The organism is Microbacterium meiriae, from assembly GCF_040686935.1.
Taxonomy (GTDB): Bacteria; Actinomycetota; Actinomycetes; order Actinomycetales; family Microbacteriaceae; genus Microbacterium; species Microbacterium meiriae.
Genome location: NZ_JBFBMF010000004.1, coordinates 337,578 through 353,723, shown reverse-complemented (window position 1 = coordinate 353,723; position 16,146 = coordinate 337,578). Strand labels below are relative to the sequence as shown.

Annotated in this window: 13 protein-coding genes; 5 read left to right on the top strand and 8 right to left on the bottom strand. The window is 69.8% G+C overall.

The features are described from left to right. The first annotated feature begins 95 nt into the window (after positions 1–95). A complete protein-coding gene (locus tag AB0P08_RS14985; RefSeq protein ID WP_187662611.1) occupies positions 96–683 on the top strand; it encodes a nitroreductase family protein in 588 nt (195 codons plus the stop codon). A 68-nt stretch (positions 684–751) separates the two neighbouring features. Here AB0P08_RS14985 and AB0P08_RS14980 read toward each other — a convergent pair whose 3' ends face one another. Both AB0P08_RS14980 and coaBC read right to left on the bottom strand, forming a co-directional pair. Beyond that, the gene (locus tag AB0P08_RS14980) at positions 752–2,962 is read right to left on the bottom strand and encodes an ATP-dependent Clp protease ATP-binding subunit (protein ID WP_363590374.1); all 2,211 of its coding nucleotides are present in this window, start codon (positions 2,960–2,962) and stop codon (positions 752–754) included. Between the two features lie 85 nt (positions 2,963–3,047). Continuing rightward, the gene (gene coaBC, locus AB0P08_RS14975; RefSeq protein ID WP_363590373.1) at positions 3,048–4,247 is read right to left on the bottom strand and encodes a bifunctional phosphopantothenoylcysteine decarboxylase/phosphopantothenate--cysteine ligase CoaBC; all 1,200 of its coding nucleotides are present in this window, start codon (positions 4,245–4,247) and stop codon (positions 3,048–3,050) included. Positions 4,248–4,340: 93 nt separating this feature from the next. Here coaBC and AB0P08_RS14970 point away from each other — a divergent pair, with 93 nt between their 5' ends. After that, positions 4,341–5,039: an NRDE family protein gene (locus tag AB0P08_RS14970; RefSeq protein WP_363590372.1), complete on the top strand. Its 699-nt coding sequence runs from the start codon at positions 4,341–4,343 to the stop codon at positions 5,037–5,039. Between the two features lie 712 nt (positions 5,040–5,751). On the opposite strand, the gene AB0P08_RS14965 is transcribed toward AB0P08_RS14970, so the two are convergent. Then, complete coding sequence (locus AB0P08_RS14965; RefSeq protein WP_315636526.1) at positions 5,752–6,717, bottom strand: GlxA family transcriptional regulator; 966 nt, start codon at positions 6,715–6,717, stop codon at positions 5,752–5,754. 86 nt (positions 6,718–6,803) lie between these two features. Here AB0P08_RS14965 and AB0P08_RS14960 point away from each other — a divergent pair, with 86 nt between their 5' ends. Together AB0P08_RS14960 and AB0P08_RS14955 are read left to right on the top strand one after the other, a co-directional pair. Further along, a complete protein-coding gene (locus tag AB0P08_RS14960; protein ID WP_187662616.1) occupies positions 6,804–6,965 on the top strand; it encodes a hypothetical protein in 162 nt (53 codons plus the stop codon). Between the two features lie 37 nt (positions 6,966–7,002). Further along, positions 7,003–7,599 carry a hypothetical protein gene (locus AB0P08_RS14955; protein ID WP_363590371.1) on the top strand — a complete coding sequence of 199 codons (597 nt, stop codon included), beginning with the start codon at positions 7,003–7,005 and terminating at the stop codon, positions 7,597–7,599. A 4-nt stretch (positions 7,600–7,603) separates the two neighbouring features. Here AB0P08_RS14955 and AB0P08_RS14950 read toward each other — a convergent pair whose 3' ends face one another. Continuing rightward, positions 7,604–8,830, bottom strand: coding sequence for a glycosyltransferase (locus tag AB0P08_RS14950; RefSeq protein ID WP_363590439.1), 1,227 nt, complete (start codon positions 8,828–8,830; stop codon positions 7,604–7,606). Between the two features lie 5 nt (positions 8,831–8,835). Further along, positions 8,836–10,065 (bottom strand): glycosyltransferase, encoded by a 1,230-nt coding sequence (locus tag AB0P08_RS14945; RefSeq protein WP_232089256.1) that lies wholly within the window; start codon positions 10,063–10,065, stop codon positions 8,836–8,838. 121 nt (positions 10,066–10,186) lie between these two features. Here AB0P08_RS14945 and AB0P08_RS14940 point away from each other — a divergent pair, with 121 nt between their 5' ends. Beyond that, positions 10,187–10,774 (top strand): hypothetical protein, encoded by a 588-nt coding sequence (locus AB0P08_RS14940; RefSeq protein WP_187662619.1) that lies wholly within the window; start codon positions 10,187–10,189, stop codon positions 10,772–10,774. Between the two features lie 191 nt (positions 10,775–10,965). Here AB0P08_RS14940 and AB0P08_RS14935 read toward each other — a convergent pair whose 3' ends face one another. From AB0P08_RS14935 to AB0P08_RS14925, 3 genes are all read right to left on the bottom strand, one after another. Next, complete coding sequence (locus AB0P08_RS14935; RefSeq protein WP_363590370.1) at positions 10,966–12,162, bottom strand: hypothetical protein; 1,197 nt, start codon at positions 12,160–12,162, stop codon at positions 10,966–10,968. Further along, positions 12,159–12,509: a 4-fold beta flower protein gene (locus AB0P08_RS17055; RefSeq protein ID WP_446724150.1), complete on the bottom strand. Its 351-nt coding sequence runs from the start codon at positions 12,507–12,509 to the stop codon at positions 12,159–12,161. The genes AB0P08_RS14935 and AB0P08_RS17055 overlap by 4 nt, the downstream gene beginning before the upstream one ends. Positions 12,510–13,067: 558 nt before the next feature. Then, entirely contained in the window at positions 13,068–16,061 is a 2,994-nt protein-coding gene (locus AB0P08_RS14925; RefSeq protein WP_363590368.1) for an alpha-mannosidase, read from the bottom strand. Positions 16,062–16,146: the final 85 nt, after the last annotated feature.

Sequence of the window (16,146 nt, the reverse complement as noted above, 5' to 3'; positions counted from 1 at the left end):
AACCGACCTCCGGGAATATGCATGCACATGCATCGGTTCATCCCCCGTGTACGCGGACGACGGTGTCCGATCCCCTCCGTCCGAAAGGCACTTCCGTGAGCACTCCCGTCATCGACCGCACCGCCCCGACCGAGCACCCCGTCCTCGACGTCCTCGCCGGCCGCTGGAGCCCCCGCGCGTACGACGCGCAGCATCCGATCGACGAGGCCAAGCTCGCCACCGCCCTCGAGGCCGCACGCTGGAGCCCCTCCGCCAACAACATCCAGCCGTGGCGCTTCATCGTCGCCCGCCGCGGCACCGCCCTGCACGCCCAGATCGTCGACGCGCTCATGGGCTTCAACCAGGCCTGGGCCGGCAACGCGGCCGTGCTCGTCGTCGCGATCGCCGAGACCGCGACCGCCGACGGCACGCCGATCAGCCACGCGTTCTACGACCTCGGCCAGGCCGTGGCGCACTTCTCCGTGCAGGCCCACCACGACGGCCTCGTCGTGCACCAGATGAGCGGCTTCGACCCCGAGGTCGTCCGCGAGTTCGCCGACCTGGAGGCGCGCTTCACCCCCGCCACCGTCATCGCCGTCGGCGAGTTCGGCGACATCGAGGCCCTGCCGGAGGTGCTGCAGGAGCGCGAGGTCGCCCCGCGCGTGCGTCGTCCGATCGCGGAGACGGTCGTCCTCAGCGCCTGAGCATCGACACTCGAAAGGCCCGGTATGCGTCGCGCATACCGGGCCTTCTCGCTGTGTGCCAGTCGGGATCAGTCGTCGAGCAGCTCCGCCTCGATCACGTCGTCCTCCTCGACCTCCGGCTCGGGGGTCGTGGCCGTGAGCACGAGGCCCGTACCGTCGGCCGCCACGTCCACCCGGACGGTGTCACCGTCGTGCACGCCACCCGAGAGGAGGGCGGTCGCCAGCTTGTTCTGCACCTCGGTCTGGATGAGGCGACGCAGCGGGCGGGCGCCGAACACCGGGTCGTAGCCACGCTCGGCCAGCCACGACCGCGCCCCGGGAGTGACCGCCAGCGTGAGGCGACGGTCGCGCAGCCGGTCGTGCAGCTGGTCGACCGACAGCTCCACGATCTGCGCGAGGTCGTCCTCGGTGAGCGCCTGGAACATCACGATGTCATCGAGACGGTTCAGGAACTCCGGCCGGAATGCCTGGCGCACGAGCGCCATCACCTGCTCCCGCTTCTCCTCCACGGAGAGCACGGGGTCGATGAGGATCGGCGAGCCCAGGTTGGAGGTCAGGATGAGGATCACGTTCGAGAAGTCGACCGTGCGCCCCTGCCCGTCGGTCAGCCGACCGTCGTCGAGCACCTGCAGCAGCACGTCGAACACCTCGGGGTGCGCCTTCTCGACCTCGTCGAGCAGGATCACGCTGTACGGACGCCGCCGCACGGCCTCGGTGAGCTGACCGCCCTGCTCGTAGCCGACATAGCCGGGAGGGGCACCGACGAGCCGGGAGACCGAGTGCTTCTCGCCGTACTCCGACATGTCGATGCGCACCATGGCGTGCTCGTCGTCGAAGAGGAACTGCGCGAGCGCCTTGGCCAGCTCGGTCTTGCCGACGCCGGTCGGTCCGAGGAAGAGGAACGAGCCCGTGGGGCGACCGGGATCGCTGATGCCCGCGCGCGAGCGGCGCACGGCGTCGGACACCGCCTTGACGGCGTCCTTCTGGCCGATGAGGCGCTTGCCGAGCTCGTTCTCCAGGTGCAGCAGCTTCTCGCTCTCCCCCTGCAGCAGCCGCCCGACCGGGATGCCCGTCCAGGCCGCGATCACTGCCGCGATGTCCTCCTCGGTGACCTGCTCATTCACCATGCGCGGCTCGCTCGAGGCGGTGGCCTCGGCCTGCTCCGCCTCCGCGATGTCACGCTCCAAGCGCTTGATCGTCTCGTACTCGAGCTTCGACGCCTTCGTGTAGTCGGCGTTGCGCATCGCGAGGTCGCGCTGGGTGATCGCGTCGTCGAGCTGCTTCTTCAGCTCCCCGACCCGGTTCAGGCCCTGCCGCTCGCGCGCCCACCGGGCTTCGAGTCCGGCGAGCTCCTTCTCGAGCTCGACGAGGTTCTCCCGGAGGGTGCCGAGACGCTCCTTGGACGCGGCGTCCTTCTCCCGCTTGAGCGCGAGCTCCTCCAGCTTCAGCCGGTCGACCTGGCGCTTGAGCTGGTCGATCTCGACCGGAGAGGAGTCGATCTCCATCTTCAGTCGCGACATCGACTCGTCGATCAGGTCGATGGCCTTGTCCGGAAGCTGCCGCGCGGGCAGATAGCGGTTGGAGAGGGAGGCCGCGGCCACGAGGGCGCTGTCGGAGATGGTCACCCCGTGGTGCGCCTCGTAGCGGCCCTTGAGCCCGCGGAGGATCGCGATCGTGTCCTCGACGGTCGGTTCGCCCACGTACACCTGCTGGAAGCGGCGCTCGAGGGCGGCGTCCTTCTCGATGAACTCGCGGTACTCGTTGAGCGTGGTGGCGCCGATGAGCCGCAGCTCGCCGCGGGCCAGCATCGGCTTGAGCATGTTCGACGCCGCGACCGAGCCCTCGCCGCCGCCCGCACCCATGAGCACGTGCAGCTCGTCGATGAACGTGATGACCTGGCCGTCCGACTCGGTGATCTCCTTGAGGACCTGCTTCAGGCGCTCCTCGAACTGGCCGCGGTACATGGCGCCCGCGACGAGGGCGGAGATGTCGAGCGAGACGAGCTCCTTGTCCTTGAGGGACTCCGCGACGTCGCCCGCGACGATGCGCTGCGCGAGCCCTTCGACCACCGCCGTCTTGCCGACGCCGGGCTCGCCGATCAGCACCGGGTTGTTCTTGGTGCGACGAGTGAGCACCTGGCTGACGCGCCGGATCTCACTGTCCCGTCCGATGACGGGGTCGAGCTTGCCCTCGCGGGCGCGGTCGGTCAGGTTGATGCCGAACTGCTCGAGGGCGGACTGCTGTTCCTGGTTCGGGGATCCGGTCTGCGGGGTGGTCATGCGCTCCTCCTGGAGATGCTCCTTCTGAAAGTTGAGTTTGGTTGACTCAAGTTTAGCATTCGGCGGTGCGCGACTCCACCGCCCCTCACCTCTCGCGGGCGACCTCGTCCCAGACGGCCGCCGCCACCTCGCGCTTGCTCCCCGCCGCGGTCCGCGCCACGACCCCGCCGGGCCCGAGTATGTGCACGGCGTTCTCGCCGCGCTCGAACCCCTGCTCCCAGCCGACCTCGTTCACCACCAGCAGGTCGACCCCCTTGCGCTCCTGCTTGCCGCGGGCGCGGGCGAGCAGCTCCGCTTCGTCTTCGGGGGTCTCCGCCGCGAACGCGACAATGAGCTGCCCCTCCCTCCGCGTCTCGACGAGCGCGGCGACGATGTCCTCGTTCTCCACGAGTTCGATCGTGCCGACCCCGCCGCGGTCCTTGGTGAGCTTGCGCGCGGAGACCTCGACCGGTCGGTAGTCGGCCACGGCCGCCGACATCAGCACGACGTCGGCTGCGACCGCCTCCTCCTTCATCGCCGCGGAGAGCTCCGCGGCCGTGCCGACCCGGACGATCCGGACGTGCGGGTGGTGGGCGTCCGCGAGCACGTCCCCGGAGACGTTCGCCGCGACGAGCGCCACCTCCGCGCCGCGCGCCGCCGCCTCCGCCGCGAGCGCGACCCCCTGGCGCCCGCTGCTCCGGTTGCCGAGGAAGCGCACCGGATCGATGGGCTCCCGCGTCCCGCCGGCCGAGACGACGACCCGCACGCCTGCCAGGTCGCCCGGTGTCAGCAGCGCCTGGGCCGCCGCGAGGATCTCCTCCGGCTCGACCATGCGACCGGGTCCGCTGTCACCGCCGGCCAGCTCGCCGTCGGCCGGTCCGACCACGTGCACGCCGCGTTCCCGGAGCGTCGCCATGTTCGCCTGCGTGGCCGCGTTCCGCCACATCTCCGCGTGCATCGCCGGCGCGACGAGCACGGGCGCCTCGGTCGCGAGCAGCGTCGTGCCGAGGAGGTCGTCGGCCAGCCCCGCGGCCATCTTCGCCAGCGAGTTCGCCGTCGCCGGGGCGATCACGATGAGGTCCGCTCCCTGGCCCAGGGCGACGTGCCGGACGCGGGCGACGTCCTCATGCACGCTCGTCGTCACCGGGTGCCGGCTCAGGGCCTCCCAGGTCGGCAGGCCCACGAAGCGCAGCGCGTCCTCGGTGGGCACCACGGTCACATCATGACCGGCCTTCGTGAGCAGGCGCACGAGGTGCACCGTCTTGTACGCGGCGATGCCGCCCGTGACTCCGACGACGATGTTCACGCCTCGATTCTGCCCCAGGGTCCGGACGCCCGGGTCATCGCGCACGGATTCGTTCCCGACCTCGGCCGCCTCGACCGACCTAGACTCGGAAGCGTGTGCACGGTGGTGATCGATGTCGAGGCCGCGGGATCCGCGCGGCTGCTGGCCGTCCGCGACGAGGACCCGGCTCGGGAGTGGGACGCCCTGGGCGAGTGGTGGCCCGAGGAGTATCCCGGGGTGATCGGCATCCGCGATCGGCGGGCCGGCGGCGCCTGGCTCGCCGTGAACCCCGTGGAACGACGCCTCGCCGTGCTCCTCAACCGCGCCGACGTGCAGGACCTCTCGGCGGACGCGGCCGTCTCCCGCGGCACCCTTCCGCTCGCCGCGGTCACCGGTCGCTCCCCGCAGGGCGTGCCGCCGATGCACGGCTTCAATCTGCTCGAGGTCGGTCCGGACGGCGCTCGGGTGCTCTCCTGGGACGGCGCCGAGCTGCGGGAGACCCCGATCGAGCCCGGGACCCACATGATCGCCCACGACGACCTCGACGACGAGGAGACCCCGCGCATCGCCGCCTGGCTCCCGGAGTTCCGCGCGCTGGGTCCCGCCGCGGCGAGCGCCGACTGGGCGACCGAGTGGACCGCGCTCCTCGGAGCCTCCGCCGCCCTGCCCCCGGAAGACGACCGCGCCATCATCCGCGACAACCGCCCGCACGGCTACCCGACGCAGTCCCTCCTCTACGCGGTCGCCACGGTCACGCCCACCGGGGTCGACGTCCGCGACGTCACCCTCCCCTCCCCCGCCCACTGGCACTGACCCCTCCTCGCTTCCCGATCCCGTCCCACCCCGCCCCGCGATCCCCGCGCGGGATCAAAAACGCACCTCCACCCTCCGCCCGCGGCCCCTTTCTGATCCCGCCCGCCCCGTCACTTCTCGCGCAGGTTCGAAAACGCACCCGATCTGCCATACTGCGGAGCCATTCTGATCCCGCGTCGATGCAGCCGGCCCGTCGGCCGGTCCGACGAGATCCACTGCGGAGCGCACAATGCCCACCCCCGGCGGCTCGGGCCGGAGTGGGGCGCAACGGAGCGGGACGGAAAGAGCTCCGGATGCGACCCCCGCGCGCGCAGTCTTGATCCCGCTCGACAGGAGCGGAAGCGGGGCGGAAACCGCTCCGGAGGCGGCTCGCTCCGGCACATACTCGATCCCGGACGGCAGCGGAGAACGGACGCGGCTGGTAGCGGGACGGAAAAGGCCCCGGGGACGGTCCACGCCCGCGCGTTCTTGAACCCGGACGGACGCGGAGAACGGACGCGGGACGGACGCGGCTGGTAGCGGGACGGAAAAGGCCCCGGGCACGGTCCACGCCCGCGCGTTCTTGATCCCGCAAGGCACCGGGGACGGACGCGGGGACGGAAAAGGTCCCGGACACGGCCCGCTACCGGGCGCTATCGATCCCGCACGTTGGCGGGGCCGGTGCGGGCCCGCGGGACGGGTCCGGCGCGGGCGCAGCGGGAGGGGACGAGGGTCAAGCAGCGGGGGCGGTGGCGCAGGAGAAGCGGGCGCGGTAGGCGGTGGGGGTCACGCCCAGCACGCGGGCGAAGTTCTGCCGAAGGACGGCCGCGGAACCGAAGCCGCAGTCCGTCGCGATGTGCTCGAGCGGAAGGTCGGTGCGCTCGAGGAGACGCTGGGCCTGGATGATCCGCTGCCGCCCGAGCCACGCGGCGGGGGTCGCCCCGTACTCGGCTTTGAAGCGGCGCGCGAAGGTCCGCGGCGACATGAGCGCCCGCGCCGCGAGCTGGTCGACCGTCAACTCGTCACGGAGGTTCTCCACCGCCCAGTCGGCCACCGCGGCCAGCGAGTCCGTGGGTGCGACCGGGATGGGCCGATCGATGAACTGCGCCTGACCCCCGTCGCGCTGCGGCGGCACGACCATCCGACGCGCGATCCGGTTGGTGATCTCCGCCCCGAGCTCCTGTCGCAGCAGGTGCAGGCAGGCATCGATGCCCGCGGCGGTGCCCGCGCTGGTGATGATGCGACCGTCCTGGACGAAGAGCACGTCCGGATCGATGTCGATGTCGGGGTACATGTCCGCCATCGTGTGCGCGTACATCCAGTGCGTCGTGGCGCGCCGCCCGTCCAGTACTCCGGCCGCCGCGAGGATGAACGAGCCGCTGCACACGCTCATCACCCAGGCTCCGCGCGCCACCGCTTCGCGGGCGACCTCGACGAGGAGCGGATCGATGTCGCCCCAGGTCTCCCGGGGCACCGGGCAGAACACGACGAGGTCGGCCTCCGCGGCGAAGGACAGATCGTGCTCCACGTTGATGGAGAAGCCGATCTTGGAGCGCACGACCCCGGGCCGTGGGGCGACGATGCGGAAGTCGAAGTTCGGCACCCCGTCGGACGACCGGTCCAGACCGAACGCCTCGCAGGCGACCCCGAACTCGAACGGCGCGAAGCCGTCCTGCACCACGCACGCGACGGTCTTCATCACATCTCCCGGAATGGCAGTTTTCCTACGAACAGTGCCCGATCCGCCACTCGTGGCAGCATAACACCGAGCGTAGCTTTTCTGCCATGCTACTCCTCATCCTCCTCCTCGCCCTCAGCATCTGGGCGGTCATCGCCACGTTCGTCGAACTGCGGCGCGACGGCTACCGTCGCACCCCCACGGACTGGAGCCGCGTCACCGGACAGGACGCCCTGTCGCAGGCCGACCCCGGCCACGTCTACCGCTGACCTCCCGGCCGTCCGCGAGGAGGGCTACGCTCGGGGCATGAGCGACCCCCAGCAGCCCGCACACCCTTCGCGCGACGGTGCCGGCGACCCGGCCGCAGTCCCGACCCCTCCTCCGCTTCCGGCCGAGCCGCAGTACCCCGGTGCCCAGGCCCCCGCCCCCGGGACCCCCTACGCGCCGACGCCGGGTGGCGGGCACGTGTTCCCCACCGCCGCTGCCCCTCAGGCCTTCCCCACCGCCACCCCTCAGCCGTACCCGACCGCGCCGGGATCCGCCCCCGGATCGGCGCAGGGCGTCCCGCCCTACGGTCCGCCGGTGCCGCGCACTCCCGGCGACTCCCTCGGGCGCGCCGCCTTCATCGTCGCGCTGGTGACGCTGGCGATCGACGTGTTCCTCATCCTCGCGCGGCCGTTCGTCTACATGTCGGACCGGACCTACAGCATGATCGGACTGATAGAGGGGGGATCGGGCATCCTCACCTTCATCGGCTACGGGGCGGCGCTCGTGCTCGGCCTCATCGCGGCACGGCGGCCGGGGCCGCGGCTGCTCGCGGGAATCGCCATCGGTGTCTCCGGCGCCGGTCTGCTGACGGTCGTGCTGAGCTGGCTCTCGTCGAACTTCTACGGCTTCCTGTGAGCGCTCAGGCTCCGGTGAGCACCCGCTCGTAGACCTCGATCATGGCGGCCGTCCGCGAGGACTGGCGGAAGGCCTCCGCGACGGCCGGTACCGGCTGCGGCGCGGTCCCGTGCGCGATGTCCGCGGCCGCCTGCCGCAGCGTCGCGGCGAGGGCCTCGATCCGTTGCGCCTCGAGGGCGCGTCCGCGGGCGTGCGGCTCCGCCGTCGGCACAGCCCAGAGCCCGCCCTGCAGCTCAGCGGCGATGTCGGGGTCGCACACGACGGAGGGCGTGCCGAGGGTGGCCGCCTCGAACGGCGTCATCCCCTGGGTCTCGAATCCGATGGACGTCTGCACGAGCGCATCGGCGGCGGCGATCCGCTCCAGGGTCTGCGCATAGGAGAGGCGACCGGCGAACCGCACGCCCGCACGCCCCGCGACGATCCGTTCGGCCGCCGCCCGCTCTCCGCCGCCGCCGATCACCTCGAGGTCGGCGTCGATGTCCGCGTCCACCCAGGCGCGGAGGAACGGGAGCAGGCGCTTCTCCGGGCTCATCCGCCCGAGCCAGACGAACCGAGGACGCCCCGGCATCCGCTCGACGGGAGCCGCCGCGAGCGTCTGCGCGCGGACGTCGTCGTCGATGCCGTTCCACACCACGTCGACGGTGCGGGCGACGCCGTTCTGCTCCAGTCGCCGCGCGAAATGCCCGGAAGGCGCCGTCACGGCGGCGGCGTCCGCCGCGAGCCCGCGGAGGTACGACCACCCGTCGCTGCCGCCGACCGGCACACCGATGCCTCGGAGGGCGGTGCGGCGCCAGAGGTTGAGCACAGCGAGCACGGGCCGGTGCAGCGGCGTGACCGCGGCGAGCCCCACGTCGACCCGGTTGTGCATCGTGTGCACGACCGGGATTCCATGGCGGGCGGCGAACCGGTGACCGATGAAGGCGCCCCAGAAGTCGGCCTGCACGTGCACGAGGTCGACCGGAGGCCGATGCGCCATCGCCCGGTCAAGGGTCCGATCGGTCGCCCGACCCGGCCAGGTCATCGCGTACTCCCGGTCCAGGGTTATCGGCAGCGACGGGAGGTCGACGTTCCCGGGGGACGGTGCAGCGTCGTCACGCCGTGCGTGCATACGGGGCGCGACGACCGTCACGGTATGGCCGGCGCGCTCCAGGAACGTCCGCTGCAGCCGCATCGACACCTGCGCCCCGCCGAGGGAGTCGAGGTGCTGATCGGCGAAGAAGACGACGTGCATCCGCGTCACTCGGGCAGCGGCTCGTCGCGGTACAGCGCCTCGAAGGTGTCGAGCGTGCGGTTGATGTCGTGGATGGCCACGCCGTCGAGGGACGCCTTCTGCATCCGCTCGTACTCGCCGGGGGAGGCGGTCAAGACAGCGGTGAGCTTCGCGGCGAGCTCGTCGACGTCTCCCGGCGTGAAGAGGTGGCCGTTCTCGCCGTCGTGCACGAGATGGGGCAGGGCGACGGCGTCGGCGGCGACGATCGGCAGCGCCGATGCCATGGCCTCCATCGTCGCGATGGACTGCAGCTCGGCGATCGACGCGATGACGAAGAGGCTCGCCCGGGACAGCAGCGCCCGCAGCTCCTCGTCGGTGGTCCGGCCGTGGAAGGTCACTCGATCGGACAGGCCGAGCTGTGCCGTCAGGCTCTCGAGCTGCTTGCGCTGGTCTCCGCCGCCGACGATGTCGAACGTCGTGTTCAGCGCCGGGTCGAGCTTCGTCATCGCCTTGAGGATGACCTCGACCTGCTTCTCCGCCGTCAGCCGGCCCACGAACACGAGCCGGTTCTCCTCGCGCGGGGCGATGACCGGGGTGTACTGGGAGCGGTCGATGCCGCAGCTCACCGGGATGACGCCGCGCACCTCGACCGTCTTCTCCAGGAAGTCGGCGGCCCGACGCGTGGGCGTGGTGATCGCCCGCGTCAGGTCGAAGGTGCGCTTCGCGTCGGCCCAGGCGAACTTGAGCACCATGTCGTCGACGAACTTCGGCATGGTCGTGTGGTCGAGGATGTTCTCGGCCATGACGTGGTTCGTCGCGATGACCGGGATGCCGCGCTGCTTCGCGATGCGCGCGAGTCCGCGCCCGATGACGATGTGCGACTGGATGTGCACGACGTCGGGCTGCACGGCATCGAGCACCTTCCGTGCGTAGTGCTTGGAGCGCCACGGCCACACGAAGCGCAGCCAGTCGTGCGGCGCCCAGCGCACGGAGGGCAGGCGGTGGAGCGTCATCGGCTCCCCCTCGATCACCTCGGTGCGGGGCGCGGTGCGGCGGTAGGCCTGGTTGGGGGCGACGACGTGCACCTCGTGCCCGCGCTGCACGAGCCCGGCGGCGAGACGCTCGGCGAAGCGGGCGGCACCGTTGATGTCGGGAGCGAACGTGTCACAGCCGAGCAGGATCTTCAGCGGACGGGGCTGTGCGGCGGTGGCGTCGCGCGACGCATCGATCGGATCGTCGGAGGAAGTCACAGAGATGCCTAACGGGGTGGCGGCCAAGGAGAAGCCCTGGTCGGGCGGTGGCAACTCTACCCGAGGGCCCTGTCCGCGACGCCGAGCCATACCGGCATCCTTCAGCCTCGGCCGATACCGTGAAGCCATGCGACTGCACGCCGACGCCGACCCCCAGCTGTGGATCCCCGTGACGGACTCGCTCGGGTGGAAGGGGCGCCGGCATCGCAAGGCCGCGATCCGGATGCTGCTCGGCCAGGTGAACGCCGCGGTCGGCGCGACGGAGCGCCCCGGCTCGCGGTTCGGAGCCTGGGCGATGAGCCAGGCCGCGCCGATGCTCATGAAGAAGGCCGACGGCCGCGTCCTCGCGTGGACCTGGAAGGCGGAGCCCGACCTGGTCGTGGCGATGGCGACGGTGCAGGCGCTCACTCCCGACATCCGGATCGCCCGCGCGTCGATGCCGATGGAGTACGACGACACGACCTCCTTCCCGACCCGGCTCGGCGTGGGCGAGAAGCTCGTGGTCCCGACGCCGCCCTCCCCCTCGGCCCCGCCCTTCGCGACCTACACCTGGGACACCGGCACGCACCTGGTGACCCTGACGGCCGTCTGCAGCGACCGCGAACGCTTCGGGACCCTCATCGGCGCGCTCGACGAGCTGGCCCGCAGCCTCCGTATCGCCGACGACCTCACCGGCGGCGAGTCGCCCGAGGTCCTCCGCCTCCCGCCCGCCTGAGCGACGACGGGAGCGCCGACTGAGATCATCATGAGGTTCTACAAAAGGCGGCTCTCCCGTTCTTGGGGGATGGTCGTGGTCCCGCGTCCCATCGAGCCTTCTACGAACGAACCGTGCCTGTATAGCGCCGAAAGCGCTATGCGATCCTCCGGTCGAGAATGTGATGCCCCCAGCCAAGCCGGATGTTCGAGTTAAGTGCCGCCCGCGGCGGACGTTGCGATAAAGCCAACGACTCCTCCAGCGACGCCTCCGAGCACGGTGGCGGCCGAAATCATGAGAACTTCAAACTCGGACCGACGCCCTGCTTCGACGAACTGCACGACTTCTCTCGCGTTCGAAATCGAAGCCTCATTGTCGACCTCCGCGAGTTCATGCAAGTAAGGCTCGAAGGCCGGAACAGTGTCTGATTGCGCCAGGACTGTCTTTATGGCGGCCGCCGCGCCACGAGCCTGCTCGGCCTCCGTCGTACGCGCTCCGAGCGCGAGCAGCCCCAGTTTGCGTGCTTCGCCTGACGTCCGAAACAGACGGGTCAGCCATCCCCCGACGCCTCCCTGCGAGTGGAACTTCACTAGGTTCTGCGTCTTTTGGGCGAGGTCCCCGATCGATTTCGCGTGTTGGTTCTTCATCCTTACAAGCCAGTAATACAGACATAGTTGGCTGCTAAGGGCCCCCTCGAGAGCGGCAGCTGCCTCCTCAATGCTGTCGAACAAGTCTGGGTCGTAGCGGAACTCGACGGACTCGTACCCATACATCGCCAGACGGACAACCGCGATCTCCTCTTCTTGTGGCTCTCCAGCGGCGCAAAGCACGGCGTTCATGTGAAACGGGCTCGGCCCAACGCGAGCCATGCGAACGCCTGTCGCCCCCCGCTCCAGTTCCTTACTCATGAATCGATGAACGAGAATCACCGCACCGGAAACATCTACGTCGCTTGGGTCGACTTCGTCGAGCACCCAGATAAATGTGCAAGGCCCTTCGAAACCGTAGACCGTGCTCACACGGAATTGCTCCGCCCCGACCCGACGGCGTATAACGACACCGTCCGCGAGGATGTCTTTCTGCAACCGCACCGGAATGTGGACATCGAACGCAATGGCGCCAAACACGGGCTCAACCCAAAAGCTGTCCCTGTAGTTGTCATGAACGGGCTCACCGTCATCTTCACCGTCATCGGGCGGTTCGGGTAGGTGTTCCGGAGCGACATCGATTCGAATGTTGCTCACCGTAGCCATCTGCTCGAGGCCGCGCCTGACGTCGTTTACCCATTCCTGGGGCGATCGTGTGAGAGGCACTTCGAATGGCATACAGGCGAATCCGAGTGGCCGCCCGCGCGGCGCCGGATGCTGCGCATCCAGCTGGCGTTCGCTAAAAACGATGTCACTGGTCATGAAAATAGTTCTCCAAAACTGGTCTCCGACCAGCGAAGGCTCGGAAGGGGCCAAACTGGCGCAACGTTTGGCACTGGCGCTACAGGAGGGATCTCTGCAATCGGTGGAATTGGCGGAATCGCGCGTATCGGAACCAGCGGTCCTGATCTGGGCGATCCGTAAAATGCTGTCGCGTCACCGCGACGATCCCGCAGAAACCCATCGCGCGCGAAACCGACGGTCCGGCCGCGCCGATTGATCACCTGCGTTCCCCGAATCCAACCAATTGTCCGCCCCCGGTCGTCGAATACGACGTCGCCACGCAACCAGCCAACATGGCGGCCGTTGCGGCCAAATATTGGTTCCACATCGGAAAGAATAGCGCTTGCTCGCGAAAAGCCGGCTAAGTAGCCGCCTCGAGATGTCCCCCGCAGCCTGGCGGCCGTCGGCACCAGCCAGGCGTCGGTGCTGATCTCCGCTAGGCAGTCGCGCAGGACGACGTCGAGGCGCACCCAGCATTCCCGGGAACCCGTCGAAGTGCAGGATCATGAACAGGGCATCGGGCTTAGCGGCGAGCAGTGCCCCTTTCTCTCCGAGATCGGTGACCCGCACTCCGAGTACCTTCCCGGCGGGCCATGCGCCCCACCTCGACGAGCTGGCGCAGATCCGGCGCGCTCGGTCCACGAACCCATGCGAGCTGTCCGCTCTTCAGCCGCCAGGCCGTCGCTCCGCGTGACCATTCACAGCTTCCTCGGCGCCGGCAGGGCGACGGCAATGCTGTGCACATCCTCGAATCCTCACCATCCCGCGGGCAGGCGTCCGATCGCCGGGCCGACACACCGGGCCCGCGCACATTCCACACACGCGAGATCAGGCACTTTCGTGGGCGTTCCTCCTGATCCCGCGCGTTCGCCTGATCCGGGGGCTCAGCGGGCGATGCGGAGGGTGCGGACCTCGAAGGGGCGGAGGTGGAGGGCGCCGCCGAGGCGGGGCGCCTCGATCTCGTCCTCGATCAGGCTCACCTCGCGCACCTCACGGTGGTCGAAGCCGACGGAGAGCTCGCCGACCGCCCGGCGCCCGAGCGCCTCGTACACTCTGACGATGACATCGCCGGAGCCGTCGTCGGCGAGCTTCACGGCCGAGACGACGATCCCCTCACCCGACACCTCCACCAGCGGCTCGACCTCGCGCGTGCCGCGGATCACCGTGGGCACGCTGTTGAGGCGGATGCCCTCGGCCGTGGCGATCGCGGCGTCGGCGCCGATCACGAAGCCGACCTCGATCTCGTGGAGCCCGTGATCCGTGTCCGGGTCGGGGAAGCGCGGCGCCCGCAGCAGGGAGAGTCGCACGGTCGTGGTGACCCCGTCCTCGCCGACCTCGCGCGTCGTGTCGTACCCGTAGATCGAGTCGTTCACGAGGGCCGCGCCGAAGTCCTGCTCGCGCACCAGCACGAACCGGTGCATCGAGGTCTCGAACTTCGCGGCCTCCCAGCTGGTGTTCGTGTGGGTGACGCGCGCCTGGTAGCCGAACTGCGTCTCGGCTTCGGTGTGCGAGGCCTGGATGTCGAGCGGGAAGGCGAGCTTGAGCAGCTTCTCGGTCTCGTGCCAATCGACCTCGTTGCGGAGGTGCACGGTCCTCGAGCCCGGGGCGAGTGTGATCGTCTGCGTGATCGTCGACTCCGAGAACGGACGCACGACGACGATCTGCGCGACACCGTTCACGAGCGATGCCTCGATCGACGAGACCGCGGTGAGGTCATCGACGCTGTTGCGGTAGTAGCGGTCGATGTCCCACGCGTCCCACATGTTCGGGAAGTCCTGGTGCAGCTGGAACAGGTTCGCTGCCGTGCCTGGCGCGACCGTCTCCCGCCCTGTGGCCTTGTCGACGGCGGAGACGATCAGGCCCTCGCCCGAGACGAGGACGGACACGAGCTCGTTCTCCAGGCGCCAGCCGCCGTCTTCTTCCTTCAGCGACACCGGGGTCGCGGTGGACTCGGCGACGAACGCCGCCCCGAGCGCGCGTCCCCGACCGACCGAGGTCGGCTCGAACAGCAGCTCGCGGTCGCCCTCGCCGGCGAGCGACCGGCGCGCGGCATCGGCGATGTCGCGCGCATCCGACAGCACGTCCGACAGCACGGCGACGGCCTCGCGGTGCACCCACGCGATCGACGTGCCGGGCAGGATGTCGTGGAACTCGTGCAGCAGCACGGCCTGCCAGAGCCGGTCGAGCTCGCCCTGCGGGTAGGCGGCGCCGGTGCGCACGGCGTCGGTCGCGGCCCACAGCTCGGCCTCCACCAGCGCGTGCTCTGCCCAGCGGTGCAGAGCCTTCGTGGCGTGCTGGCTCGTGAGCGTGCCGCGGTGCAGTTCGAGGTAGAGCTCGCCGACCCACACGGCGGGGTTCGGCAGCTCGGCCTTGGCGGCGTCGAAGAACACGTCGGGGTGCTCCCACACGACCTGCGCGCTGCCCTCGAGGTCGCGCAGCCGCTCGGCCTTGCCCGTCATCTCGCGCGTCGTGCCGCCGCCGCCATCACCCCAGCCGACCGGGGCGATCGACCGCGAGCTGAGGCGGTTCTCCTTGAACTGACGAGAGGCCTTCGCGACCTCCATGCCGCTGAGCTGCGAGTTGTAGGTGTCCATCGACGGGAAGTGCGTGAACACCTGCGAGCCGTCGATGCCCTCCCAGAGGAAGGAGTGGTGCGGGAACACGTTCTGCTGATTCCACGAGATCTTCTGCGTGAAGAACCACTCGAAACCGGCACGGCGCATGAGCTGCGGGAGGGCCGGCGAATAGCCGAAGCTGTCCGGCAGCCACACGCCCTTCGACCGGATGCCGAACTCCCGCTCGAAGAACCGCTGCCCGTGCGAGAACTGCCGCACGAGCGACTCGCCCGTCGGCATGACGGTGTCGGACTCGACCCACATGCCGCCCAGCGGCAGGAAGCGTCCGGCGGCGACGGCGGCCTTGACCCGCTCCCACACCTCTGGGCGGTGCTCCTTGATCCAGGCGTACTGCTGCGCACTGGACATGCCGTACTGGAAGTCGGACTGCTCCTCGATGAGCGTGGTCATGGACGAGGTCGTGCGGGCGACCTTGCGGATCGTCTCGCGCACCGGCCACAGCCAGGCGGAGTCGATATGCGCGTGGCCGACGGCCGAGATCCGGTGCGCACTCGCTTCGGCCGGAGCGGCGAGGACGTCTGCGAGCCGGGCCCGCGCGTCGCCGGCGGTCTCCACGATGTGCTGCAGGTCGAGCACGTCGAGCGCGTCGTCCAGGGCCTGCAGGATGCGCATGCGGCGCGGCGACGTGGCGGGGAGCTCCGCCTGCAGCTCGAACAGCACCTCGAGGTCGAGGGACAGATCGAACACCTCGGGCTCGAACACCGCGAGGTCGAGGCGCCGCAGCCGGTACAGCGGTTCCTTCGAGGAGGTGAGGATGTCGCCCTCCTGCGTCGGCAGGAAGGGGTGGTAGTCGAGGAGGACGGGGTTGGACGCGCCCTCCAGGTAGAGCTCGACGGCTTCGTCACCCGTGGCACTCTCGGCGATCGGGACCCACTGGTTGCGCGGGTTGATGCTCTTGATCGGCGTGCCGTCGGGGCGGTAGGCGAGGGCCTCGCACTGGAAGCCCGTCATGTTCACGTCGAAGCCCAGGTCGATGAGCGCCTCCACCCGGCGGCCGGCCCAGTCCGCGGGCACCCGACCGGTGAGCTTGAACCAGGTGGTGCCCCAGGCCGGACCCCACAGCTCGCCGACCGCGGCCGGGGCGAACGGGAGCGCCAGGCCCTCCGTCGGGGCGATGGGCTCTCCGGGGAGCTGGTGCGCCTCGACCGTGAGGGGAACCGCGGCCGAGTGGATGGCGGGGCGGATGCGCTCTTCGAGGACCCGCTTGACGCGGCCGACGGTGAGCGAGGTGTCGTCATGCATGTGGGGGTTCTCCGGGCTCGACGGTGAGGGAAGGGGTTCGATGCTCGCCGTTTACTAAAACGATCTAGCACGGGAGTCTACGGTA